At 29.5% G+C, this 24,236-nt stretch carries 20 protein-coding genes; 6 read left to right on the top strand and 14 right to left on the bottom strand.

Annotated elements, in window-relative coordinates:
- Nucleotides 1-118 precede the first annotated feature (118 nt).
- Nucleotides 119-484, top strand: coding sequence for a tyrosine-type recombinase/integrase (locus KDK92_RS15605; RefSeq protein ID WP_250860269.1), 366 nt, complete (start codon nt 119-121; stop codon nt 482-484).
- Nucleotides 485-489: 5 nt separating this feature from the next.
- Nucleotides 490-837 carry a tyrosine-type recombinase/integrase gene (locus tag KDK92_RS15600; RefSeq protein ID WP_250860268.1) on the top strand — a complete coding sequence of 116 codons (348 nt, stop codon included), beginning with the start codon at nt 490-492 and terminating at the stop codon, nt 835-837.
- 461 nt (nt 838-1,298) lie between these two features.
- On the opposite strand, the gene KDK92_RS15595 is transcribed toward KDK92_RS15600, so the two are convergent.
- Nucleotides 1,299-3,524: a tetratricopeptide repeat protein gene (locus KDK92_RS15595; RefSeq protein WP_250860267.1), complete on the bottom strand. Its 2,226-nt coding sequence runs from the start codon at nt 3,522-3,524 to the stop codon at nt 1,299-1,301.
- A 172-nt stretch (nt 3,525-3,696) separates the two neighbouring features.
- Between KDK92_RS15595 and KDK92_RS15590 the strand changes: the two genes are divergently transcribed.
- The gene (locus tag KDK92_RS15590) at nt 3,697-4,134 is read left to right on the top strand and encodes a hypothetical protein (protein ID WP_250860266.1); all 438 of its coding nucleotides are present in this window, start codon (nt 3,697-3,699) and stop codon (nt 4,132-4,134) included.
- Nucleotides 4,135-4,369: 235 nt separating this feature from the next.
- On the opposite strand, the gene KDK92_RS15585 is transcribed toward KDK92_RS15590, so the two are convergent.
- Nucleotides 4,370-5,959 carry a DUF4435 domain-containing protein gene (locus KDK92_RS15585; protein WP_250860265.1) on the bottom strand — a complete coding sequence of 530 codons (1,590 nt, stop codon included), beginning with the start codon at nt 5,957-5,959 and terminating at the stop codon, nt 4,370-4,372.
- A gap of 647 nt (nt 5,960-6,606) precedes the next feature.
- Between KDK92_RS15585 and KDK92_RS15580 the strand changes: the two genes are divergently transcribed.
- Nucleotides 6,607-7,230, top strand: a complete 624-nt coding sequence (locus tag KDK92_RS15580; RefSeq protein ID WP_250860264.1) for a hypothetical protein — start codon at nt 6,607-6,609, stop codon at nt 7,228-7,230.
- An 878-nt stretch (nt 7,231-8,108) separates the two neighbouring features.
- On the opposite strand, the gene KDK92_RS15575 is transcribed toward KDK92_RS15580, so the two are convergent.
- From KDK92_RS15575 to KDK92_RS15540, 8 genes are all read right to left on the bottom strand, one after another.
- On the bottom strand, nt 8,109-8,714 hold the full coding sequence (locus KDK92_RS15575) for an HD domain-containing protein (RefSeq protein WP_250860263.1): 606 nt from the start codon (nt 8,712-8,714) through the stop codon (nt 8,109-8,111).
- A 12-nt stretch (nt 8,715-8,726) separates the two neighbouring features.
- Nucleotides 8,727-10,097: an MATE family efflux transporter gene (locus KDK92_RS15570; protein ID WP_250860262.1), complete on the bottom strand. Its 1,371-nt coding sequence runs from the start codon at nt 10,095-10,097 to the stop codon at nt 8,727-8,729.
- 48 nt (nt 10,098-10,145) lie between these two features.
- Nucleotides 10,146-10,688 carry an HD domain-containing protein gene (locus tag KDK92_RS15565; protein ID WP_250860261.1) on the bottom strand — a complete coding sequence of 181 codons (543 nt, stop codon included), beginning with the start codon at nt 10,686-10,688 and terminating at the stop codon, nt 10,146-10,148.
- A 15-nt stretch (nt 10,689-10,703) separates the two neighbouring features.
- Nucleotides 10,704-11,288 carry a hypothetical protein gene (locus KDK92_RS15560; protein ID WP_250860260.1) on the bottom strand — a complete coding sequence of 195 codons (585 nt, stop codon included), beginning with the start codon at nt 11,286-11,288 and terminating at the stop codon, nt 10,704-10,706.
- Between the two features lie 179 nt (nt 11,289-11,467).
- Entirely contained in the window at nt 11,468-12,397 is a 930-nt protein-coding gene (locus KDK92_RS15555) for a GNAT family N-acetyltransferase (RefSeq protein WP_250860259.1), read from the bottom strand.
- A gap of 32 nt (nt 12,398-12,429) precedes the next feature.
- Nucleotides 12,430-13,647 carry an alpha/beta hydrolase-fold protein gene (locus KDK92_RS15550; protein ID WP_250860258.1) on the bottom strand — a complete coding sequence of 406 codons (1,218 nt, stop codon included), beginning with the start codon at nt 13,645-13,647 and terminating at the stop codon, nt 12,430-12,432.
- Between the two features lie 113 nt (nt 13,648-13,760).
- Nucleotides 13,761-15,539 (bottom strand): ABC transporter ATP-binding protein, encoded by a 1,779-nt coding sequence (locus KDK92_RS15545; RefSeq protein WP_250860257.1) that lies wholly within the window; start codon nt 15,537-15,539, stop codon nt 13,761-13,763.
- Complete coding sequence (locus KDK92_RS15540; RefSeq protein ID WP_250860256.1) at nt 15,539-17,284, bottom strand: ABC transporter ATP-binding protein; 1,746 nt, start codon at nt 17,282-17,284, stop codon at nt 15,539-15,541. The genes KDK92_RS15545 and KDK92_RS15540 overlap by 1 nt, the downstream gene beginning before the upstream one ends.
- Before the next feature lie 334 nt (nt 17,285-17,618).
- Here KDK92_RS15540 and KDK92_RS15535 point away from each other — a divergent pair, with 334 nt between their 5' ends.
- Nucleotides 17,619-18,134 (top strand): DUF2569 domain-containing protein, encoded by a 516-nt coding sequence (locus tag KDK92_RS15535; RefSeq protein WP_250860255.1) that lies wholly within the window; start codon nt 17,619-17,621, stop codon nt 18,132-18,134.
- Between the two features lie 70 nt (nt 18,135-18,204).
- Here KDK92_RS15535 and KDK92_RS15530 read toward each other — a convergent pair whose 3' ends face one another.
- Together KDK92_RS15530 and KDK92_RS15525 are read right to left on the bottom strand one after the other, a co-directional pair.
- Complete coding sequence (locus KDK92_RS15530; RefSeq protein WP_250860254.1) at nt 18,205-19,596, bottom strand: bifunctional metallophosphatase/5'-nucleotidase; 1,392 nt, start codon at nt 19,594-19,596, stop codon at nt 18,205-18,207.
- A gap of 22 nt (nt 19,597-19,618) precedes the next feature.
- On the bottom strand, nt 19,619-20,413 hold the full coding sequence (locus KDK92_RS15525; RefSeq protein WP_250860253.1) for a YdcF family protein: 795 nt from the start codon (nt 20,411-20,413) through the stop codon (nt 19,619-19,621).
- A gap of 172 nt (nt 20,414-20,585) precedes the next feature.
- Between KDK92_RS15525 and KDK92_RS15520 the strand changes: the two genes are divergently transcribed.
- A complete protein-coding gene (locus KDK92_RS15520; RefSeq protein WP_250860252.1) occupies nt 20,586-20,729 on the top strand; it encodes a hypothetical protein in 144 nt (47 codons plus the stop codon).
- 13 nt (nt 20,730-20,742) lie between these two features.
- Here KDK92_RS15520 and KDK92_RS15515 read toward each other — a convergent pair whose 3' ends face one another.
- Together KDK92_RS15515 and KDK92_RS15510 are read right to left on the bottom strand one after the other, a co-directional pair.
- The gene (locus KDK92_RS15515; RefSeq protein ID WP_250860251.1) at nt 20,743-21,858 is read right to left on the bottom strand and encodes a hypothetical protein; all 1,116 of its coding nucleotides are present in this window, start codon (nt 21,856-21,858) and stop codon (nt 20,743-20,745) included.
- Between the two features lie 158 nt (nt 21,859-22,016).
- Entirely contained in the window at nt 22,017-24,191 is a 2,175-nt protein-coding gene (locus KDK92_RS15510; RefSeq protein WP_250860250.1) for a S41 family peptidase, read from the bottom strand.
- Nucleotides 24,192-24,236: the final 45 nt, after the last annotated feature.

Below are 24,236 nucleotides of genomic sequence, written 5' to 3'. Positions count from 1 at the left end.
TGTTTGAATGGTTGAATTATTCAAAAAACATTATATTAAATATTATAGTATTTTTTGTTTTGAAGGTTTAAGAACTATGGAATCTTCAATAACCTTAGAATCCTCTTTATGAATCTCTATGATATTTTATCTTTTAAAGAATCCATGTCTAGGAAGAAAACTAGTTATCCCAGAAAGTGCAACAGCTGAGAAGAAAGTTGTTTCGGTGTTTACTGAAGAGGATATTGCAGCAATCAGAAAACACTCTAAAGGAACACGACTTGAATGTATATTACTCATGGCTCTTGGGACTGGTATGAGACAGGGTGAACTCCTAGGACTTAAATGGAAAGATATTGATTACGATCTACAAGAACTAAAGGTTGAAAGAACCCTTAAATATATAAATGTTATTAATGAGGATAGATCACGTGATTTTAAATGCGTAATTCAACCTCCTAAATCCAAAACATCTGAAAGGACCATTCCTATCCTTGACCCATAATACCTGTGCTTAAGGCTCACAGAAAGTCTCAACTACAGGATAGATTAAAGGCAGGATCTTCATACATAAAATCAGATTTTGTTTTCACAACAGAAATGGGCAACACTATAGATTCAAGAAACCTTGCAAGAGCATACACAAGATTCTTAAAAAGAGCAGACATTCCATATATAAAGTTCCACTCATTAAGACATACTTATGCAACAAAACTCTTTGAGGCAAATGTTCCACTAAAAACTATTCAAACGCTACTTGAGCATTCTGATATCTCAATTACTGCTAATATATATACTCATGTGTTGCCTAAAGAGAGGATTAAAGCAGCTAAGACATTGAATAGGTTATTTGTGTAGATAACATTTTATTTATAATAAACTTAGTCTGTGATTTTAAATAATATTGATAATATAGTATAAAAAGGGAACCTGTGGTTCCCTTGATTCTGATTTATGAATATTAAATTCTAATAAGTTTTTCATACTTATTAGGATAAAGTCTTTTAATATACTTTATTATCCTAAACTATTACTAGTTTTGTTTCTGAATGTCTACTTCTGTTACTACGAATAGGAAGTTGCTCTGATATTAGTATATAAATCTAAATTACTTCTTTATCCAAATATTCGACTAAAATCCTTACTACTTATGATACGGTTCACCGCTCTTTTTCCTAAAAATATATAAATAAAAAAACACGACAAAGTCGTGGTTTTAACTGGGAGTCGAAGCATGACCTTTAAAATCCACTAAACTCCATATAAAATCTTATCTTAAGTAAAAACTTTGTAATAAACATTAAAATTTAATAATTAAATTATTTATTACTATCTTCATATTCATCTATCAATGCTTGTATCAAATTCCCTTCTTTGATACTATCAGCTTTATTGTAATAATGCAGAGAATAATCTTTTCTTAACAAAGAAATTCCGATATCTTCAAGTTTAATATCATCTTTTTCCATTACTAAAGTATCCATGTCTACCTTTGATATCCCGTGCACTTTACAAGAATCCTTGTCAAAATTTAACTTTAAACCTATATCTGCTGGTAGAAATATTATTTTATCTTCATAAAGTTTGTCCATTATTTCAGAAAACTGAATTCTTCTATCTTTAAATTCTTCTCCAAACTCAGATATTAAACATATCTTAGGGTTTAATATATTATTAATTTCAACTAATCCTAACCTTCCTAGATGATTTGAATAAAAAGATTTATATCCTTCTATTTCTTGATATTTATTTTCATAATCTTTGAATCCACCTAAATGTGCTAATAAGATGAGATTCCTATGTTCTGTGCCTTTAGCGATTTGTTTATACTCCTCTACTAATTTTTCATCTACACCAGTATCTCCAGTATAGAGAATGCTATTATTATCAAATTCTATTAAAAATCCAACTGACGAATCATCAGATATTATATCAAAATGTTTTGACCTTATTGTCTTTATAGTAAAACTATCATCTTTAAACTCCTTTTCATAACCAGCTTCAATTATATGTAATTTATAATTAGTACTCTTCATCAGTTCAAACATACCAACATATTTTTTAAAGGTACTTGTAGTAATATAAATATCAATAATTTTCCTTCTTGGAGAACGCTTGAATTCTTCATTTATTAGTTTACTTTTTTCTGCTTCATCAAAGTCGCCCCATTTATCTCCATGTCTTTGGGCTAAATCATATTCTATAGTATATCTATCTTCAGAGTTATCAGATGACTTTATATTTTCATTATATTTATGTATAAGTGTTAAGATAGATTCTATATCCGCGGTGTGATCATTATGAGCATGGCTAATTAAAACAATATCTATTTCATCAAAAAAATGGTTCAGTCCTTTAAAATTCTCAATAAAGTTAAAACCCGGATCAATTACTATACCTTTTCCATTGATTCTTAAAAAATATCCTCCACCTTTACTTATATGAAAATTGTCAGCTACAATTGGAGTATATGAATTCCATCTCCTTAAAACTTCTAAACAATTCTTAGCTTCGTTCCTTTCACTTGGTATAATAAAATTCAAAAAGCTTCTCTTTTTATTTTCTGAATTAGTAAAAATCTCTTCTGTTTCTTTAAGTATTTTTGTAAACTTGCTTTCTTTTTGTTTTTTAGCTTCAATATATTCATCTAATTCTTTAATATTATCTTCAATTTTTTCTAACCTATATTTTTCATTTTCTATAGAATATAAATCATGTGCTTTTTCAAAGCATAATTTAGCTTGCTCATAATCAGTTCCAATTTTTTTTAATATATATCCCTTATTCAAATATGGTAAAGCATAGTCTGGTTTTTGTTGAATTGCTTTATTATAATCTTCAATTGCTTTATCATATTGCTGTTTATTATTATAGCTTACCCCTCTATTATTATATGTTAAAGCATAATCTGGCTTTAGCTCAATTGCTTTATTATAATCTTCAATTGCTTTATCATATTGCTGTTTATTATTATAAACTAACCCTCTACTAATATATGCTAAAGCATCATCTGGGTTTAGCTCAATTGCTTTATTATAATCTTCAATCGCTTTATCATATTGCTTTTGATTATTATAGACACCCCCTCTATTATTATATGCTGAAGCATAATCTGGATTTAGTTCAATTGCTTTATTATAATCTTCAATTGCTTTATCATCTTCCTTTTGATTACTATAGACTATCCCTCTATTATTATATGCTGAAGCATAATCTGGATTTAGCTCAATTGCTTTATTATAATCTTCAATTGCTTTATCATCTTCCTTTTGATTACTATAGACTACCCCTCTATTATTATATAATAAAGCATCATCTTGTTTGAGCTCAATTGCTTTATCATAGTCTATAATTGCTTTATCGTATTCTTGTTTCTTGTTATAAATTAGACCTCTATACCAATATGCTAATGCATAATCTGCTTTTAGTTCAATTACTTTTGAAAAACATTCATTAGCCTTATCGTATTCATTGTTATCATAATGTTTTTTTCCTTCATTATAACAATGCTTATACTCATTTGCTTCTTCTCTATTTTCACTCATACTAATAATCCCCCAATCTGTCAATAATATATATGAATTCAATAATTTTCTTAACTATTATATCATTAAAAAGTTACATATACTACATTCATCATCCAAAATTGTAGTTGAAGTAGTAATAATTTTATTAAGTATTTTGTATACTATACCAAATACAGAGGGGGTATTATATATGGATAGCTTCTATAAGATTTTTGATATTTTAAAAAAAATATCAAAATTAGAAAATGATAAGATTACTTTAATAAAAAATATTGACTCAACAATAAATAATTACAGAATAGAAATGCTCGAGATTCTATCTAAATCTTATATTGAATATGATTTTTATCACTCTTATAAACATTATCTTAATTTAAGTAAAGATCCAAATTATTTTAACGTCTATTATAAAGTAAATAGTAGTTATATGCCAATAGTAACTGATGTATGTTTAGCTAGGCATCCAATTTTCGAAGATAATTATGATGATTATATTAAAATTGCTACTGGTACCTTAAGTAATTTAACACTTTACTGTGATTCTTCAAATATTGAAACCTTCCCAAAAGAAGATTCTCTTTATCTAAATATAAAAAATAAAAATGAACTCATTGATTTTGACAAGTAATTATAATTAACTTGATAATATAATAACAAATTCTATGTTCAATAGATTTAGTAAAAAGTCATAAATTCATATTATAATGTATAAGTTAAAAGAGGTATCTCAAAATGCTTTAAAATCATTTTTGAGATACCTCTTCATTATTAGTGGATTTATTGGTGGAGGTTAATCACATTAGGCGAAATCCACCGATATTTTTATTTATGATACGGTTCACTGTAATGTGGCTAAGTGAGGTTTACAAGTGTGGTAAATATTTTTTCATACCTATATATATTAATTCATTTCCTCTTCGTAATAATCTTAATACCAATTCACAGTATTGCTTATTATTTATATTAAAATATTGTCCAATAGATGAAGATAATCCTTTTTCATTAAAAATTTTTAAAACCTCAGAGTAGTTTTTTGATTTAAGAGTATTATTAAAACTGTCACCTATTTCAGTAGCCAAACTGTCAAAGTCAATATAATTTTGTAAATTTTGCACTTTTTCCTTTATGCTTTCAACATTTATCCCTGAAACATCATAGGAAAATAACTTATATTTAATTTGTGATGTAGTAGCTTTAGCTATTTGTTGAGATATTTGCTTACTGAACCTAGTTTCAACTACATAGTTTTTTGCATTTTCTACTCTCTCCTCATCCTCATATAAAAAATGTTCATTTACAGCTTTAAGCACTTCTTCTATACAAAATAAATTCTCGATTTCCGCAATCTCTAAAACATATATTCTTTTAGAGTTAAGATATCTTATTTCTTCATCACTACGAAAATCTCTATCAATTATTCCATAAGCTTTTAAATGATGCAATTGTTTATTAGCACTCACTGCTTTAGTATAATCAATAACATTTAATGAACTTCCACAAGGAACAATATAATAATCCTTATAAATTTCCCTATATATTGTTGTATCATAACTTTCAGATGTGCCCTCTACAAATATAGTATTCTTTCGATTACCTAATATATCAAGCAAACATTGCTCTGGCAAAAATTCATCTGTATTCACAAATTCTAAGTCCCAACTATGTCCATCATATTCTTTAACCCAAAGTTTTTTAGCATGTTCATGTGATGCAGCAAAATTTGTATCATGAGTAATATACACAAATAAACACTCATTACGAACTAGTTCAATAGCCTTCCATAATCTATTCATAATTGACCTATGTAAATGCACTTCTGGCTCATCAATTATTATAGTTTTATTATTTGGGACAGCTAAACATTGAGCAATTAAGTATAATGCAACACGTTCTCCATCACTCATTTCTATACCTTTATAATTCTGTTGATTATATTTCACAACAACTTGTGCATCTTCTACTTTTATTTCTCTATGAGGATATATTTTATTCCATATATCATATAATTGTTCTAAAACTGTAATCGGAACCTTCTCATGAGGTTTGCCAGCATTATCTCTTTTCCTACATTCATCTATATACTTTTCATTCTGCAAATTTTTTTTTGCTATTATAGCTGATAAAGCTATACCAAAATCATCAATCATACTATTAGTATATCTTCCCCAATTCCAACGATGTCCCTTTTTATGAGTAAGATCAACTTCATCTTCTACACCAAACAGCAACATATTTTCAGATTGCTTATAACTTTTTAATTGAATAAAATCTTCGAATTCTAATGACCTTTGTGCACTAATCCTATGTACATTTTTTAAATCATTGTGTTCAATCCAAGCGCCTAGTCTACTTTTCCCAGCACCATTTGCACCTATTATTATTAATGAATTATTATCAAGTTTTTTTGTTTCAATACTTCCATCTTTATTAGGCAATTGTAATGTGAAATCCATTTTCTCCTCCTTCTAAATCACAAATCATACTATATATAATTATTTTATCAAATTTTATATAATTATGTAAATAATCTTAAAATTAGCAACAAATTAGTTTTGATATATTTTCACATAAAAAACTAGCCTTAACCAAGTAATATTAATGGCTAAGACTAAAAAACTCACTTTTTTATGATACGGTTCACTGCATCATACTATTGTATGGGATATAATGCTTGTAGAGTACATAGTAATAAAAACGTAACTTGGAGTGCCATCGAAATGATGTATAAATTAGGCTAACATTATTGCTATAAATAATAATAAAATTCCTAAGATAAATGAAAAAATGCTTAAGAAAACCAAATATTTGATTTGGAAAATTTCATTAAATTCACCTCCTTTCAAATGGCGATTAATGATTTAACCAAATTAAATAATATTTCTGTGAAAGTGAATCCAGCACTTTCTTTTTAATGATTAGATATTTATAATAAATGATTTTTTAGTAAAAAAATACTTAACAAATATTAATCTTATATTAATATTAGTATATTTTTAAATAAATATTTTGTTTTAAATCCTCAATATCATTATGATATAAGTTTTTTATTTTAGTATAATATATATATATAAGAAAAGATAAATATTGATAGGAGAGAGTTATGATAGATATTCATGCCATACTAGATAGTTTAAGTGAGAGAAGAGCAGTATTTCATTCAGAAAAAGATTTCCAACATGAACTTGCTTGGCAAATACGTACTAGCTATCCAGATGCACAAATCAGATTAGAATATGATTACCCATATGTTTCTGAAAGTTTGAATTTAGACATTTGGATTAAGTATGAAAACATATACTATGCAATTGAATTGAAATACAAAACTCGATTTTTACATTGCACTTTTAATGGTGAAAACTTTTTTCTTAAAAAGCAATCTGCAGAAGATCATGGAAGATATGATTTTATAAGAGATATTTGTAGGTTGGAAAAAGTTACTTCCATACATCAAAATTGTATAGGGTATTCTATTATACTTACAAATGAACATTTATACTGGCTGAAATCAAAAGAGACTATTAATAGTTATCAATTTAGAATACATGAAGATAGGATATTAAAAGATAATTTAGAATGGCTAGGTAAGGCAAATACTAAAGAAAGAGAAAGCCCTTTATATTTAAATAACCAATACAAATGTAAGTGGGCTAATTACTCTGAATTTTCCTCTTGTAAATATGGAAAATTTAAATATCTGTGTGTAAAAGTAGATATGTGTAACTAATTAATTATATTAACATTTTAATTTTAGCTGGTGTTTTAATTATATGCATTAACTTGGCGCTAAAACAAACCATAAGTTTGCCAAAACAAAAATAAAGTATAAGTTTGCCAATATGGCAAACTTATACTTTATTTCACAAAAACCACGACATACAGTCGTGGTTTTGAATGTTGGAGGCGAACCGTACCTTCCTACTATCACATCTTCCAAATTTAGCGAATTCCCCTCAAATTTTCGATATATTTACACTATCATCATCTAAGATTTTCTCAATACTTAACTTCTTTATTCGCAGCATTTTACTTCGTATTATAAACATTAGCTATGTTATATCTCAATTATATAAAGTCACTTTTCTCTACTGTTTCAGTGTATTGATTAATTTCTTTCACCACATACTATCAAGATTATATTATGCCAAATTTCCATATCAATCAAAATATTTAACATTTATAGTATATATACAAATTCAACACCACTCTTAAACATAGCCTAAATTTAAAAAGCTTCAAATTAACTAATGTAATTAACTTTAGAATTTAAATTATTTTTTGTAATAATTTATGCAATAAAACTCTCATAGTCGAAAGTTACACCAAAAACTACACAAGCACTACTTGGATACTTAAGCATCTCAGTCGTTGCAAATATATTCACCTAAATCTGCCTACAGTATGTCCTAAAGCACCATAAATATTTCCCCACCCACTTGTCTAGTTTTTTTTCTTCATCAAATTCTAATGTGGGAAAAGTGTGGGAAAATAAAAATAAGCCGAAATTCTCATTTCTGAGAACCGGCTTATATCAATATTTATGGTACACCTAACAGGATTCAAACCTGCGACCCCCGGATTCGTAAAATAATATGATTTACTAATCTAAAACTCAAAGGTCGTTTCAACAACACCTTCTAACACTTTATAAATTGACTTACCTATTTTTTTACTGAAATACTCTTTCAAGCCTAAATAATTTTCCCATTTTATCAAAGTTAAATCATTAAACCCATACCTCATCACAACATCAATCAGCCTTTTTTCCATAAGACATATCCCTTCTGGCAAAGAAATATTATCACACAACTGAATAAGTTTATCATAATCATTATAGGTTACATTATTTAAATATTTCTTAATAAACATTAATTCATACTCTGTACAATCATGCTTTCCCACATAAACTTTGATATCAGGTATTACAAAGGAATGTGTTAATGCTATTCGTGATGCATCATCATATCCTTCTTTCATCAGGAAGTCATATCCACTTATGGAGTGATGCAGTTGCACACGTCCTTCATATCTTCCTATATCATGAAGCAATCCTAAAACATAGGCAATATTCTCATCTAAATCGATGCATTCACTTGCAATAGATTTAGCTGCTTTTGCTACATTGTATGAATGATCTATCCACTCTCCTGGATTTCTTTTCTCAGCATATTCAATATACTGAATTGCTTGCTCTAATGTAGGTACTTTCATATATTATCCCTTCTAACATTCTATTAATATTTCATTTTCACCTTTTAATTCTTTCTTACCAATTTTCACAGCAACTGCACCAATTATTATCTGACCAATTCCTAAACCAACTAACATTCCAACATAACCATATATTTTTGATCCTATAAATAATGCAGGAATTAAGATTACTACTGATCCTGCTATATTAATTACCATAACCCATAGTGGTTTCCCTACTGAGTTTAACTCTCCACTAGTCCAGTTATATAAGTTCAATCCTCCTGATGCAAAAAGAACAATCCATAAATACCATTTAGTCAATTCCAATACTTTAGGATTATCAGTGAAAATTTTACTGACTGGTTCTGCTAATGGTAATGCAATTAGGAAAATGATTATTCCATAAATAACTGCTGTTTTATTTACTATTTTTCTGGTTTCATTAACCCTATCATACTTTTTAGCACCCCAGTTTTGTCCTATTATTGGTACTAATGCAGTCCCAATGGCCATACTTACAACGGTAGCAAAACTCTCTACTCTTGTACCAGTTGCAATTGCTGCTACTGCTACTGTTCCTCCAACCGTTGCAGCCATCTTTGTTAAAGCAGTCCGTACCAATTGAGGAAATAATCTAACAACAGCACTTGGAATTCCTACATGTAATATCTTGCTCCAAGAAGATATTAATTCTTTAAAATCTTTATACTTAAAGTCGATTAATCCATAATGGAAATGTACAAATGATAATGTAGTTATCATTCCTGCAACTCTTGAAATAACAGTTGCTAAAGCCGCCCCTGCCATCCCCATCTTAGGAAACCCAAATAGTCCAAAAATTAATATTGGATCTAATATAATATTGAGTAATGCACATACCATCATTACAATAAAAGGTCTAATCATATCTCCCATAGCTCTCATTGCTGAATCACCTACAGGTGGCATAACAACAGCTACAACTCCTATATACCAAACAGTCATGTATTCTTTTACTAATGGCAAAGTTTCCTGTGTTGCGCCTAGCATAGTAAATAAAGGGTCCATGGTGAGCAATCCAATAGTTGAAATAAATATAACAGATAAGACTGATAAAAGAATTCCATCTGTAGCAATCCTATTCATCAGATGATGATCCTTTTTCCCCATGGCTCTAGCTAGTACCGAAGCCGCTCCTATACTTATTCCCGATGAAAAAGCCCCTACAATCATAACAATAGGAAATGTGAACCCCATAGCAGCCAGTGCATTCGTTCCTAGTTTTGATACAAATAATGTATCAGTAATATTAAAGATAGTAAAAGCTAACATTCCTCCAATAGTTGGTAGAGTCATTCTTAATAAGTGTTTACCAACACTTCCTGTTAAAAGATCTCTATTTCTTTTTCTTTTGTTTTTCATTAATTCCCTCCGATACTTCTGATTATTTAATTATTGATTCTAAGAAAGTTATCTATTTATTTCAATTTCACTCTTTAAGTAACCTATAAATTCTCTAGCATATTCATGGTTCTCCCTGATTAACGCTTTACTCTCTGGTAAATAACACTCTTCATTAGTGAATATATTATTCTCTATAAATTCTATTGTCTCTTCAAGAGTTTGTCCTATAACTGTTCCAACTAACAAAGGTTTAAGGATAAAAAATGCCTTTCCACCCTCAATAGTGTGGGAATCATGTAATAATTTGCCCTCAATAGTTTCCGGTATACTTTTGTTTTGAGATTCCCATGTAACTTTAATTATCTTATCTATACTTTTATCATTATACCCTCTTGATGTCAACCAACGTCTTATTGGCTCCTCTCCATAATGTATTCCTCCATGGAAGTATGCTCCTGCCATAAGAATATCATTATCATAAGTATAATTAGCAGAAATCATATCCACCGCTTTTAACATTCTATCTGAATGATCTATTCCATGTAAAATATCTCTTTTCTTATCTTTTAATAACCCTTCAGCAAAATTTTTTAATATTATTTTATCCATATAGTTTTCCCTCTTTTATTCTATCATCTTATATTTTTTTAAGGTTTTAACATAGTTTGCAACTAGATACTTGTTTTTCAACTCTATTTCATCTAATCCACGCAAAATTATTATCTCATCTCCCAGAGCGTCACTCCCCTCTATAACCATATAGTCATTAATTTGCTCTGCACATATTCGAATAGGAATATTTTTAAATGAATGGTTTTTATAATCCTTTCTTAGTTGTTTCATTTTAGAAACACGCTCTACATACTCCAACTTCTGTAAATCATATAGTACAGTCGCAGTCCCTTCGTTTCTTATATGTAAAACAGTAACTTTTAATGGTATTTCATTAGCTGACTTACCTTTATAAAAATCAGCTAAAACATTCATTTCAACCATTCTTTTATATCTTATAGATGTATCCTCCACAGCAGGGTACTTCGACTTAATATATTCTAAAATTTTACTCACTGGTTTTCTATTCGGCTTTAAGATAGGAGCATATTTAGCAAATATATTTTCCACTTCGCTAACCTTTTTCTCATCTATTTTAATTTTAATTGTTCCTTCACTACCTCCAATAATACCTATTGCACTTACTTCATTTCCCATAACCATATCTCCTTATACTGATTATATAAATAACCATTACTTCTACTTCACTTTTAATTCTTTCATTTTAAATTTATATAAAAGTATACCATAAATGTATAAAAATGAACATATTAGCTCATTTACTTATATAATATTAAAAGCTTGAAATCAAAAATGACTTCAAGCCTTTAATACAATTACTTATTTTCAATTTGTGCTGGTAGATACATATCCCAATATGATTCTCCTGGTAAAAATCCTAGTTTGTAATATATATTTTCAGCTGGATTTCCAAGTGTAACAAACAGCCTTAACAGATCGTGTTCACCCTTTAACTTAGACAAAGCTCTTTGCAACATTTTTTTTGCAAGACCTTGTCCTCTATAACTTGGCTTCACTGCAATTTCAAATACATTGGGTAATCCTGACCATAGAGATATTAAACATACTCCAATCATCTCTTTTGTTTCTTTATCATAGATAATTGTTGATGCATTATTTACAAAAGCAGTATCATAATTTTTAGAATAGTAATCTTCAACAAACTTACATTCTTCCATATCCGGGTCTATTTCTTTAACTTGATCTTTTTTTCCAAATATTTTAGCTTCGTATAATAACTCTACTATTTTCTTTATATCATCTTTTTTGGGTAATTGTAAGATGAATTTATCATCCCAAGTTACATTAAATTCTTGAGTAGGTCTAATCATACATCTGCTACTTTCTGCTACATTAAAGCCTAATCTATGATAATGGTCAACTTGATCTGATAAAATTGTATAAGTAGATATTTTTTTACTTCTATCAGACCAAAGTAAAAGTAACTTCACTAGCTTTCCTAGTACATTTGATATATCTGAGTATGGTGGTATTAAAAATAACCCCATTATTTCATTGGGTTGCATAGTAACTCCACCAATCCTAAAATTATTCTGATTTATCCAGAAGCAGTTATCATGCTCTCCTATTACACTCAAATTCTCACTCCAATTCAATCTATGAAAAGGATTTGAATTCTTATATATATTGTACCATATTGAAAACTCCTTATTATCTTCTGTTTTCTCTAATGTAAAGCCTTCCCCTAAGTTATATGTTTTTAATTCATCTGACCATTTTTTCATGTTTTTATCCCCCTTGGTTCATTTCTTACTTCTTACTTACCTATCAATGAGATTAATCCATCAGCTAAAGTTTCTCCCCAAAATAAGAAGTCATGTCCAGATTGAAACTGTTGATAATCCACTTCATAACCTTTATCAATAAGTACATCTCTCATTTTATTTATACAGTCCATCATTACTGGCTCATCGTCGTATGGTCTGTCCTCTAACAACCCTACATTTAAAAAGAATCTCACTGGACACTTTTCTTCTTTTTCATATTCTTTAATTAACCATTCCTCTTTCCACCAAAATGACCCTGACTGGCACAAGGCATTACCAAAAACTCCCGAATTTTTAAGCCCTATATAAGCTGCCATAAGTCCTCCAAGACTTAATCCTCCTATAGTTGTTTTAGCAGCATCTTCATTTACATTGTAGTTTTCTCTTATCCATTTCATTAGCTCACAGCAGATAAAATCACTCATTTTATCTGAGCAGCTTAACTCATCTCCCCTCTTATCGCTGGAAGTATCAATCATCACAACCACAAAGGGTTCAACTTTTTTATCATTGATTAGATTATCAAAAACATTTTGAGCAGATAATAGATTAGCATACCAAAAACCATCAGTTAAAACTACAAGATTGCATGAAGTAGTTTCTTTTTCATAACCATTCGGTAAATAAATCCACAGACGCCTTGAACCACCTAAAGTATTGCTATTAAATCTAACAAGCTCCATTTTTCCTTTTTTATTATTACATCTTTCTTTCACCCATTTTTCTTCTTTTACCATTGGCATTTCAAATACTGAATCATAGCTCTCTTCATCATCTTCTATATCCTCATCCTTTACCCAAATAAACTTTTTAGGATTCAATGGATCTGAAATTGTATTGTTAAATCTATTTTCATCCTCTTCTTCTAAAGAATCATTTATTGAAAAGTTATACTTAAATTTCACATCGTTTCTTATAACATAGCTCTTATACCATAAATCAGTATTTAATATTTTCTCCATGGTGTTTTCCTTGTATCTGTATCCTGGGATACTACCTAATACAACAACATTTTTAGTCTCTTTATTTTCCTTATATAAAAAAGTAACAAGCATCTCACTTGAATTCTCACTTATTTCTTCAATTAATGGTGCACCTTCATTTTCTACTTTATCCCAAAACTTCTCTAATTCTTTTAAGTTACCTTGATTTATTTGACTTTTTAAATTCTCTATTATCTTACTTTTAACTTCGTACTTATTTCCCATAGTATTGTCCCCCTTATTTTTAACCCCATTGCTAAAAAAATCAACGCCACAGTTTCCAGTAATACCAAGATAAATTGATAATCAAACTTTTGTGACATGATTGCAAATTCTATTTAAGCTATTATCTGCCATAATTCCTTATTCCTACTTAACAACTCCTCTAACTTTCCTTGATCTTCAATAGCTCCATCTTTCATCAATATGATATTATCAGCATGTTCTATAGCTATTTTCTTATTTGAAACGATAAGGCATGTTTGTTTTTTCTCTGCGAAAAGTCTTTCCCATAATAATTTCTCTGTATTAACATCAAGAGCACTTGATATATCATCTAAAACTAACAATTCTCCTCTTCTAGCAAACATCCTTGCAGCTGCAACTCTCTGCTTCTGCCCTCCTGATAGTTTAACTCCTTTTGAGCCAATAACTGTATCTAAACCCTCATCTAGTTTAGTGATATCACTCTCAAGTACGGATGAATATATAGCTTGGTTCATAGTTTCCTCATTATCTTCAATTCCAAACAATATATTTTCTCTTACAGTTTCACTAAAGAGATTAGGAATCTGTGGTGTGTATGAACATATAGGTGGAATAAAGAACTCACTTGGTTTCTCAATTTTTTCTCCGTTCCAATATAATTCACCTGAATCTGAAGGAATAAGCCCAATAATATTTTTTATTAATGTACTCTTACCCGCTCCTGTTCTACCACAAATCACTGTAACTTCTCCCTTTTTAATAGTGAAATCAATATCTTTTATTCCGTTACTTGAATTTTCATAACAGTGATTCAATCTTTTGATTTCAAGAGTTCTTAAATCTGAAACTTTTAAATTCTCTCTATCATTAACTTCTTCATGTTTATAAGCATTTTTTTCATTCAAATATATTTCTTTGTGTTTTGTTAATTCGTTTCCTTCTTGACAACAAGCTAGCTCTGACATTCTTTTAAAGGATACTTCTGTTTGCCTAGCAAATACAATAAAGTTTCCTAATGATTCAATTGTATCTGTTACATAACTCAGGTAATATACGAATATTGCGAAGTCTCCTATTGAGAAACTACCATTCATTATTAATCTACCAACTAGTAATAGTATTAAGCCGGTACCTATTGTCACTGCATTATTGTATATTGAATCAATTAAAGTTGTAAGTATAGAATCCTTTACTGAAAGCCTACTCCTCTTGTTATTTAATTTTTCTAATCTATTTATCACATCATCTTCAGCAGCAGAAACTTTTATTGATAGAGCTGATTCAAATATTTCTCCTATAGCACTTGTTACATTCGCAGATGCTTCTCTAGATTTTTCTCTGTTCTTTTCAACTTTCTTTTCAAATTTCTGTGCAAATAATACAATTGCAACTAGAGGTAGGAAAACTAAAAATGTGACTTTAATATCTATAGTGGATAAAATAATAATTGCTGCTATTGCTCTAATTATCTGACCTACAAGCCATGATATCCATCCTAATAGAGATTTAACCTGATTAGCATCATCACGTATTGAGTTTATAGCATGTCCCGATAAGCAATTAAGCGCTTTACCTCCAGGCTTTTTTAATATTGAATTGAATATGTTTCTTCTTATTAATGAAATAGTTGAATATTCGAATGATATGTTTGTTCTAAAGGCAACTTGAAATATTATTATTTCAATTAAAGCGATTGTAGCAATCATCATCAATAGACCAGATATTCCAACATTAAATGAAGAAGTTCCCTCTATAACATCAAATACTTCTTTAATAACCATACCATTCACTAGCGGCAAAATGTCTTTAATAATCCATAGAATTGTTGTTATTATAAATAGTCCTGGTTTATATTTAATCAGGTCTAAAGTTAACTTTCTACCATTTGTCTCTACTTTTTTATCTTTCATTAGACAAGTACCTCCTCAATCCCATGGTTCAGTAATTTACTATAAGTTGATTCTTTATCTTTAACTAAATCCTTCCTACTTCCATGTTCAATCATACGTCCATTATCCAGAACTAATATTTCATGGGCTCTATCTAATGTTTTTAATTTATGAGCTATAATTATACATGTTCTTTCTTTAAGAAGTTTATCTAGTGCCCGTTCAATCATCTGTTCTGTTAAAAGATCAACTCTTGATGTTGCCTCATCAAGAATAATAACTGATGGATTCTTTAAGAAAACTCTTACAAAAGCTAATAATTGAGATTCCCCAGCTGATAAGTTTGTACTATTTGACCCCAAGTTTGTATCTAACCCGTTAGGTAACTTATCTAGCCACTTAGACAATCCAAGCTCATCTATAATGTGTAAAATTGTTTTATCATCAATTTCTTCATTAAACATTGTTATATTATCTCTAACAGTTGCATTGAATAATTGGACCTCTTGAGTAACATAAGCAATATTCTTTCGTAAGTCTTCAAATGTTATTGACTTTATATTCTGACCATTTATAAGGACTTGTCCATGTGTAACATCGTACAGTCTTACCAGCAAGCGTGCCAGTGTTGTCTTACCACTTCCTGTATGCCCTAAAATCCCAAGAATATTACCAGATTTCACTTCAATTGAAATATCGTTCAATACTGTAGCGCCTTCTTCATATTCAAAGTATACATTTTTAACTTCCACTGTTCCACTTTTGTCGTTACACAGTTCTTTTGCTCCCTTAACTAGTTTACTTTCTATATTGAATAATTCATTTATTCTTGATACACTTGCTCCTGAAACTTGAAGTTCCTGTAAATCGACCTTCATCTGTTCTATAGGCCTTCTTAAATGTTCTGTATAATTAAATATCAAATATACAGTCCCAATAGATATAGCCCCCTTACTCCAAAGATAAGTTGATAATCCTAAAGCTATTATGTTTCCTACTGCAAATATTATTGTTGTAGTTGACCAAATACTTGCCCAGGTTAACTCTGCTCTTCTTATTACAGGGAACATCTTTCTAATAATCTTATAAAACTTTTTCATAACATGATTTCTTCCATTACATGTAGCAATATCCTCAGTACTTGAAATCTGTTCACCAATAAATCCATAGAATTTAGCATTCATCTCACTTGCTTTTTCCCAATGAACTTCTGTTTTTCTTTTCACAAACCAGAGAGTATACATTGCAAATAGTGAAAATATACATAGTCCTAAACTAATTCTCCAATCCTCAAATAGTAGAACTACTAAAATCCCAACTAAAAGCAAAAAGTTATTTATAACGTTTAAAACTACTCCTGAAAATAGTCCAAAAAGTCCTGAAACATCCCCATCTATTCTCTCAATGAGTTCACCTGATTGATATTCTTTATGGAATGTCATATCTAACCCTAGACAATGTTTCACAAGATCTATACGAATTTCATTAGTAGCTTTCCAAGCAACTATTTCTCCCAAATATCTTGTTATTAATGAGAATATTTGTTGGACAACTGCTACCCCTATAAACATTATTGCTGCATACATAATATGCTTAAATTCTTCACCATTTTTAGCCGCATCTAGAAAAAACCTAGTAATCTGCGGACTAACTATCTGTAGTCCAACTGTAATTATCATTGCTATTCCAAGAATACTCATCTTAAGTTTCTGCTTCTTTGAATATTTAAAAAACAAGCTAGAAAATAATTTTTTTATAAACTCCATTTCCTCACAACTCCTTTATCTATATAACTTATCTATTACTCTCCTATGTAAAGATAAAAAGGACTCTGAAAAAATCACCCCTATTATCACAAATCCCTTAATAATAAATCTTAAAATTGATACACACAAAAAATAAATAACTGTACAAAATAGTGCACAGTTCTAATATCTAGTATGAAAATAATAACATTTGTTTAATTGCAAGTAAACCTCAAGAACAATTGATAATCAAACTTGAGCAACAAAATAGCAACCTTCTTATTAACAACTCGTCCAATATCTGTTATAATGTTTCTTGATTACAAATAAATATGATATTTAAGGAGGATTTTCAATGGATGAGAATCAAAAACACTATTTAGAAGATGAAAATAACATTGATGAGGATAAAGATTTAAAGGGTTTAGGTGGTTGGTTAATTCTTATAGGGTTTGGACTTATTTTCACTATTTTAACAGCTGGAAATCAATTAATTAAGTTATATTCTTTATTTTCCAAACCAATATGGACAGAAATTACAAACAAAGCTTTAGATACATACCAAGCATTATTAGCCCCCTTAATAATTTTTGAAACAATTGCAAATACCATATTACTTTTATTAGTATGTATTTTAATTATTAATTACTTTACCAAGAAAAAATTATTTCCAAAGTTAATGATTTCTATGTATTCATATAATCTTGTCATTGCAATAATCGATTTTATTTTTGTACTAAATCTAGCTTCAGTTACTTCAGCAGATATTACTTCAAGTGTTATGACACTTATAAAAGTTCTACTTGTTTCATGTATTTGGATTCCTTACTTCATAAAATCAAAACGTGTTAAGAACACATTCATCAACTAATAAACTTCATGTATATGCAAAAAGAGCACCTTATATAAATGGTGCTCTTTTTATCATAAAATACTGCTCATTATTCCTCTATCCATCTATGAGAAAGAGCTTTTCTTACCAATTCTTTATTATCTAAATATTTTTCCAATGTATCTCTTAAATAATCTTCATTGTATTCCACATTTGAGTTATTTTTTAAAGATTCATATCCACTACCCCTATGAAGATAATCTGACGTTCCTACTTTGTATATTTTTTCATCTTCTAATGGTAATCCACCAACTGATATCTCTGATATCGTTCTTTCTTTATACTTTATCTCCATATTTGATACATGCAATCTACCTAGAAATCTTCCTCTATAACCTGGTCCTCTACCATCTTTGAGACACTTATCCCCATAAACTGATTCCTCTAATGCCTGTCGAAGATACTTTCCCTTAATATCAAATGTAGTTGGGTTCAATGGTGATGGACATATTTCTATTAGTTTCTTCTTACTAACAACACCTTTTCTTATACCACCATTTAAAACTCCACTATTTATAATCCCAAGATCACAATCTAAAAAATCATAAAGAGCATCAGCTAAAAAATTACTCATAGGGTTCTCTTCAATATTATCATGCCATAGATTTTCTTCAATTTCATGTAATGGCACTGATAATCTATCTAATGCTATCTCTTTATTTTCATCATATATTCTTATTATTCCATGATTTTTTTCACATTTTTGTATTTTTATATTCTTCCCTTCAACAAGCATTACTCGCTGTCCAAGGTCATTGCTTAGATTTACTTGTAAATCTAGCACTCCTAGATGCTCTCCAAATTGCCCAGAGGTATGAATTACACACCCATTTATCACTTTAGGTTTGTCCATTAATATATGAAAGTGCCCCCCGATTATAACATCAATCTCAGGTATAGTCTCCGCAATATCCTCGTCAGCTGTCATTCCATAATGAGATATAAGAATACAAATATCATACTGTCCTTTATACCTACTTATCTCTTCCCTTATAGCTTCATGGTAATCCTTAATCTCCATTCCATCTAGTTCAAGAAACTCCCCTAGATTTGGTGAAATTCCTGTTACAAGAACATTTAGTCCAGATTTATTTATTAAAACACTCTTCTTTATTCCCTCTATGTACCCCTTGCCTTTCTCTCCAATGTTACAAGTTATCAATGGGACCTTGGATTTACTACCCATATTTTTTAAAATATCAAGGCCATTAAAAGTTTCATTGTTACCAACTGCTAGTGCATCATATCCAGCCTCATAAAGCATTTCATCTGCAGCTTCTCCATCTGTTCCTTGAAGCGTAATATCCTTAAAGTCAGCAAAATCCCCTGCGTCAAATATTAAAGTATTATCATCTGCTAACTCCTGTATCTTTGTTGCTATTCTGCTAAAATTTTCGAAATTACTATGAATATCATTTGTGTGTAATATTTTTATCTTCATTTGAATCCCCCCCACCATTGCATTATAAACCAATATTATACATGATTGTATTAATAATTGCAAAATATTCCCTAACATGCCTTTGGGGTATTTCTATCATTGATATTGAAGAAGGTACACCTGTTGCAGTAAATCCAAGTTCTTCAGCAATTAATTTAGACCTAAACATATGAAAATCACTGGTAAGAATTACAATTCTCAATTTTCCATTCTTGTTTTCTTCAATTTTTGTTATTATATCTTTTGTAAAACTTAGATTTTCAAATGTACTTGTTGATTTATTTTCTTCAATAATCTTATCACTTTTAATTCCATTCTTTACTAAGTACTTTTTCATTACTAAAGATTCGGTGAATTTTTCATCTGAACCTTGTCCACCACTAACAATTATATTTTCAATATCATTTTCAAAAAGATATTCTAACGCAGCATCCAGTCTATTCTTCATCATTTGTGATGGTTCACCATTTTCTTCAAGACCACATCCCAAAATCACCATGTTGTTCATTCTAGAATTAGACTCTTCCCTTAACCCATTTTGAATCAACATTTCACCACTAAAGAAAAATACTAAGGTTACTATTAAAATTCCATCTAGGAACTTCTCGCATAATAACACAATCTTTTCTTTGCTTTTTAGGGATTTCTTTATGAATCCATCAATACATAAAAGTATTGACAATATACTTATAACTCCTATTCCAAAGCTTACCTTTTTAAAAATTATGGTGTATATTATGCTATACGCCAGGAAAATCACTCCTATAATCAATAATATATAACCCTGGATTTTATTTATATTTTTATTCTTGTCCATATAAACCATTCTCTCTCATTTCATTTAGATTATTTTTCTCTAATAATTTAATAAATTTATCTTTCATACTAAAGCTCTTTGCACTAAAATTAAGTGCTTTTATAACAAAATTGAATAATTAAATCCATTTAATCAAATAATAAACTTAAGATTGTAGAAGGAGGAATTTAGTATGCCTACTGATCCAAATATGGAGACTAAACCTGTAAAAAATGTTGTAACAAAAGAAAATCAACCCTTACATGCAGGTAAAAAAATTGAATCACCGCCATTTGAAGAAAATATGAAGACTGAACAAAAGACGCCCAAAATCTAATGTGGGCGTTATTTTATTTATACAAGGTTTCTGGATACAATAACTCTTCCTTCACTACTCCTTTTCCCTTACCAATGTATCTTTTGAGTATAGTTCCATCTGTTAAATCCAATGTAAGGGTTTCTATTGTTGTTCCACTGTACGTATTACCATCATAATACGTAAAACCTACTCTAGTAATTATTGTAATCTCATTATCAACTATCCACCGCTTTCCTCTTTCAATGGAATCTTCTATGAGAATTTTACCATCTCTAGCAAGTATTTTACCATCTTTTATTTCTAATGTTTCTTTTTCTCCATCCGTTTCAATAAATTCATTTAATTCATATTTTATAGGTATATCCTCTCTGTACACTATCCAATTAAAATCACCTAAATGCCCTGATTTTCTTATACCATGATTTTGCTGAATTTCAATTCCATCAACCCATTCTCCTGAATATTGTTCTTGTATGAAATTACGTTCAAGAGTGCTCATACTGAACTGCTCGCCTAATGTTCCTTGAAACTTTCTTGACCATTCATCCCATTCATCTTCTGTGTGCTCAACAAGGTTTATTATAGCAATCTTTTTACCATTTCGATCTTCAATTTTTTCAACCTCAATAGGTAGTCCAAAATAACTTTTAGATACATTATCTGCTATTAGCTGCATCTTTTCCTTTATTGATAAATTTTTATCCACTAGTATATACCCGCCAATTCCTTCCTCTTCATCATATCCATCAATATCTTCAATTGAAGCATGATAAATGGGGAAAAATTCCACTTCTCCTTTGGAATATTCTTTAATTCTAAGCGCTGATTTAAGGTAGTTACTTTGCTTTATCTTATCAAGTAATATTTTATTATCTTTTAAGAGCTTTTCATGCTTTTTCTTAATCTCGTTCTCTTTATCAATTCCCACCTTACTTACATCTAATGATTTTTCTAATTTCACATTTTCATTTTTATGTCTGGTAATCTCAGTATTTTGTTCTTCAACCTTTCCTCTTAACTCATTTACCTCTTTCTCCAATTGAGCTTTGCTTTTATTTAAAATCACACTATTAATAACTAATATTATAACACTAGCTAATAAGACAACTACTATCACGTTTATTATTAATTTACTTTTATTTTTCATTGAACTCCCCTTCACTCCACATTTGTCTACTTAATCATTATAAACTAATACTCATTGTAATAATTTACAAAATAGTTAAATCAAGCACAGTAAAAGTTACTCCTTAATATACTCACAATCATACTCTCTCCTTAAATCCTTATTCCTTATACCCTATCCTAATAATTTATATCTTCAATTTTCACAACTGTAAACTTAAGATTTTCAACTTGCTCTTTATATTCTTCTCTTAGCTCATTAGCTTTTAATTCACATTCGTCTTTATTTAAAAAATCCCCAATTTGTAAGCGCAACTCATCACCAATCTTAACAATTTTACTATTTTCTATCATATCAGGTAAATGCCACATAGTCTCTCCACCTATGTAATTAGTGATTATACTGTACCCTGAACTCTCCTCTATTGATTCTTTTTCTCTTAATTTAATAACTTGCCTATATGGATTATACTTTTCTTCCAATTCCCACTGAACAGATTTTTTTAACCTAAATACATACTCCCATGCATCATCACACATTACTGGTATATAATAGTGTTCACTTATGAACTTTGATTCTTCCATCCCTTTAAAATTAAAGCTTGAATATCTTGCATTATTTATCCTAATCAATAATTCATTTGGATTATTTCTTTCTTCAAAATTCACCCGAGTGTTAGGCTCATAGACATCCGTTTTATAATTAATTGTTATAGTCTCATCCCATTCTTCCTCTTCGCACTTTTCTATTACTGTATCTCCAAAGGTATTCCAATTTCTCCAATCAAAATTCTCTTTTATTCTCTGTTCAGCCTTTTTTATTATTTCTTCTGAGAATAACTCCTTACCATAGGTTGAAAAGAAATCTACTATACTATAAGTTTCTCTCATTGACTCATCATAAAGTATATTAGGAATCACTGGATTCCCTTCTATGGGCTTTTCATTCCCAACTATTGTTCCACTTCCTATAGAAAATTCTATTTCTGTACCAGTATTATTTAAAGAAAAAACTTCATGTATGCCTCCAGTCCCTGCTGTGGGCTGTCCAAAAATCATCCCTCTTTTATTCTGTTGGAACCATCGTGCAAAATACTCCGCAGCACCTGAAGTAACAGAATTTGTTCTAATTAAAACTGGACCCACCCATTTATTTTCTATTGTGATTTTATCATAATAATCAGAATACTTAGCCTTTGAATTATTTTCTTTATTACTATTACTATTTAAATATTCATTTTTGATAATCATTTTACTATCTATATTTATGGCTTTAGCCAGTTCTATTATATTTTTTTCACTTCCCCCTAAGGTATCCTCTAAATCAACCAACAAAACATCAGGATTATTTGATAAAATCCCCTCCATTGTCTTATTAAGATCTTTATGATTCCAACTTATAAAATCTCTTGGATGAAGAACTGCGCTCCATATCCCATCGCTCTCTCTAAAATAATATATAAGATTCTCATTGATAAACCTGTAAGTTTTAGGTATGTCTTCTAATGAAGGCTTATGATTGTTTAAGATTAATACACTTCTCTCTTCATTCGCTTTGTATTCTATATAGCTGTAAGTGTCCTTTAATCTCTTCCATTTAAGTTTTTTATAATAGAGTTCGTCATCTTTTTTATACACAATTTCAATAGGCTTTAATTCATCTCTCAATGGCATATATCCATTTTCTACTGTTAAAAATCTTGCAGCCACTTCATTTTGAGCATTACAACTTGATTTCTTATTAACTTCACCTAAGTCTTTAATTACATCATTAATCGGTCTCCCATTCCATTCAATAATCTCATAACCACTACGAAGACTATTCCTCCCACTATTACTTGTCCTATCTAATTCAAAATACTCATCATATACTCTATCAATCATCACCTTACCATCAAGAGAGTACTTACACATAAATCCTAAGAATTTTGACTCTTTCCTCAGCTCTTCTGATAACTTGAAAGAAACATTTTCATCAGGAAACAGTGCACAAAGCTCTCTGATTTCCTTTATAAAAACCTCTTTTCCATCACTCCAATCAACCTTATCAGAATACTTGATTCTCTCTTTTAAAAATACTTCTCTACTTTTACCAATCTTTTCTTCAAGAAAAATATATTTATCAGCAAATAATCTACATGCTTCAAGGTAATCTTCTTTATATATATTTTTTTCTGCTGTTTCTCCTTGTTTATTTTCCTCATTATTAACATTCTTTCCTTCGTCTTTACTCTTTACATTACTCGTGTTTGTAAATGTATTTTTTTCGCTATTTTTGTTTTTCCCATCATTACATGATGGTATTGATAAAAAAATCATAATTATTATAAAAACTGATAGTGCCTTAGTTTTCATAGTATTCCTCCTAGTTAACTACTCCATTATATCTCTTAATTATTA

The organism is Oceanirhabdus seepicola (assembly GCF_023684385.1).
Lineage (GTDB): Bacteria > Bacillota > Clostridia > Clostridiales > Clostridiaceae > Oceanirhabdus > Oceanirhabdus seepicola.
The sequence above is the reverse complement of the archived record's forward strand: the minus strand, read 5'-3'. Positions and strand labels throughout refer to the sequence as shown.

Coding starts and splice junctions, on each gene's coding strand:
- KDK92_RS15510 (WP_250860250.1), bottom strand. CDS start 24,191: ATGAAAACTAAGGCACTATCAGTTTTTATAATAATTATGATTTTTTTA.
- KDK92_RS15580 (WP_250860264.1), top strand. CDS start 6,607: ATGATAGATATTCATGCCATACTAGATAGTTTAAGTGAGAGAAGAGCA.
- KDK92_RS15585 (WP_250860265.1), bottom strand. CDS start 5,959: ATGGATTTCACATTACAATTGCCTAATAAAGATGGAAGTATTGAAACA.
- KDK92_RS15560 (WP_250860260.1), bottom strand. CDS start 11,288: ATGGGAAATGAAGTAAGTGCAATAGGTATTATTGGAGGTAGTGAAGGA.
- KDK92_RS15555 (WP_250860259.1), bottom strand. CDS start 12,397: ATGAAAAAATGGTCAGATGAATTAAAAACATATAACTTAGGGGAAGGC.
- KDK92_RS15605 (WP_250860269.1), top strand. CDS start 119: ATGATATTTTATCTTTTAAAGAATCCATGTCTAGGAAGAAAACTAGTT.
- KDK92_RS15575 (WP_250860263.1), bottom strand. CDS start 8,714: ATGAAAGTACCTACATTAGAGCAAGCAATTCAGTATATTGAATATGCT.
- KDK92_RS15535 (WP_250860255.1), top strand. CDS start 17,619: ATGGATGAGAATCAAAAACACTATTTAGAAGATGAAAATAACATTGAT.
- KDK92_RS15570 (WP_250860262.1), bottom strand. CDS start 10,097: ATGAAAAACAAAAGAAAAAGAAATAGAGATCTTTTAACAGGAAGTGTT.
- KDK92_RS15595 (WP_250860267.1), bottom strand. CDS start 3,524: ATGAGTGAAAATAGAGAAGAAGCAAATGAGTATAAGCATTGTTATAAT.
- KDK92_RS15525 (WP_250860253.1), bottom strand. CDS start 20,413: ATGGACAAGAATAAAAATATAAATAAAATCCAGGGTTATATATTATTG.
- KDK92_RS15545 (WP_250860257.1), bottom strand. CDS start 15,539: ATGAAAGATAAAAAAGTAGAGACAAATGGTAGAAAGTTAACTTTAGAC.
- KDK92_RS15590 (WP_250860266.1), top strand. CDS start 3,697: ATGGATAGCTTCTATAAGATTTTTGATATTTTAAAAAAAATATCAAAA.
- KDK92_RS15520 (WP_250860252.1), top strand. CDS start 20,586: ATGCCTACTGATCCAAATATGGAGACTAAACCTGTAAAAAATGTTGTA.
- KDK92_RS15565 (WP_250860261.1), bottom strand. CDS start 10,688: ATGGATAAAATAATATTAAAAAATTTTGCTGAAGGGTTATTAAAAGAT.
- KDK92_RS15515 (WP_250860251.1), bottom strand. CDS start 21,858: ATGAAAAATAAAAGTAAATTAATAATAAACGTGATAGTAGTTGTCTTA.
- KDK92_RS15550 (WP_250860258.1), bottom strand. CDS start 13,647: ATGGGAAATAAGTACGAAGTTAAAAGTAAGATAATAGAGAATTTAAAA.
- KDK92_RS15530 (WP_250860254.1), bottom strand. CDS start 19,596: ATGAAGATAAAAATATTACACACAAATGATATTCATAGTAATTTCGAA.
- KDK92_RS15540 (WP_250860256.1), bottom strand. CDS start 17,284: ATGGAGTTTATAAAAAAATTATTTTCTAGCTTGTTTTTTAAATATTCA.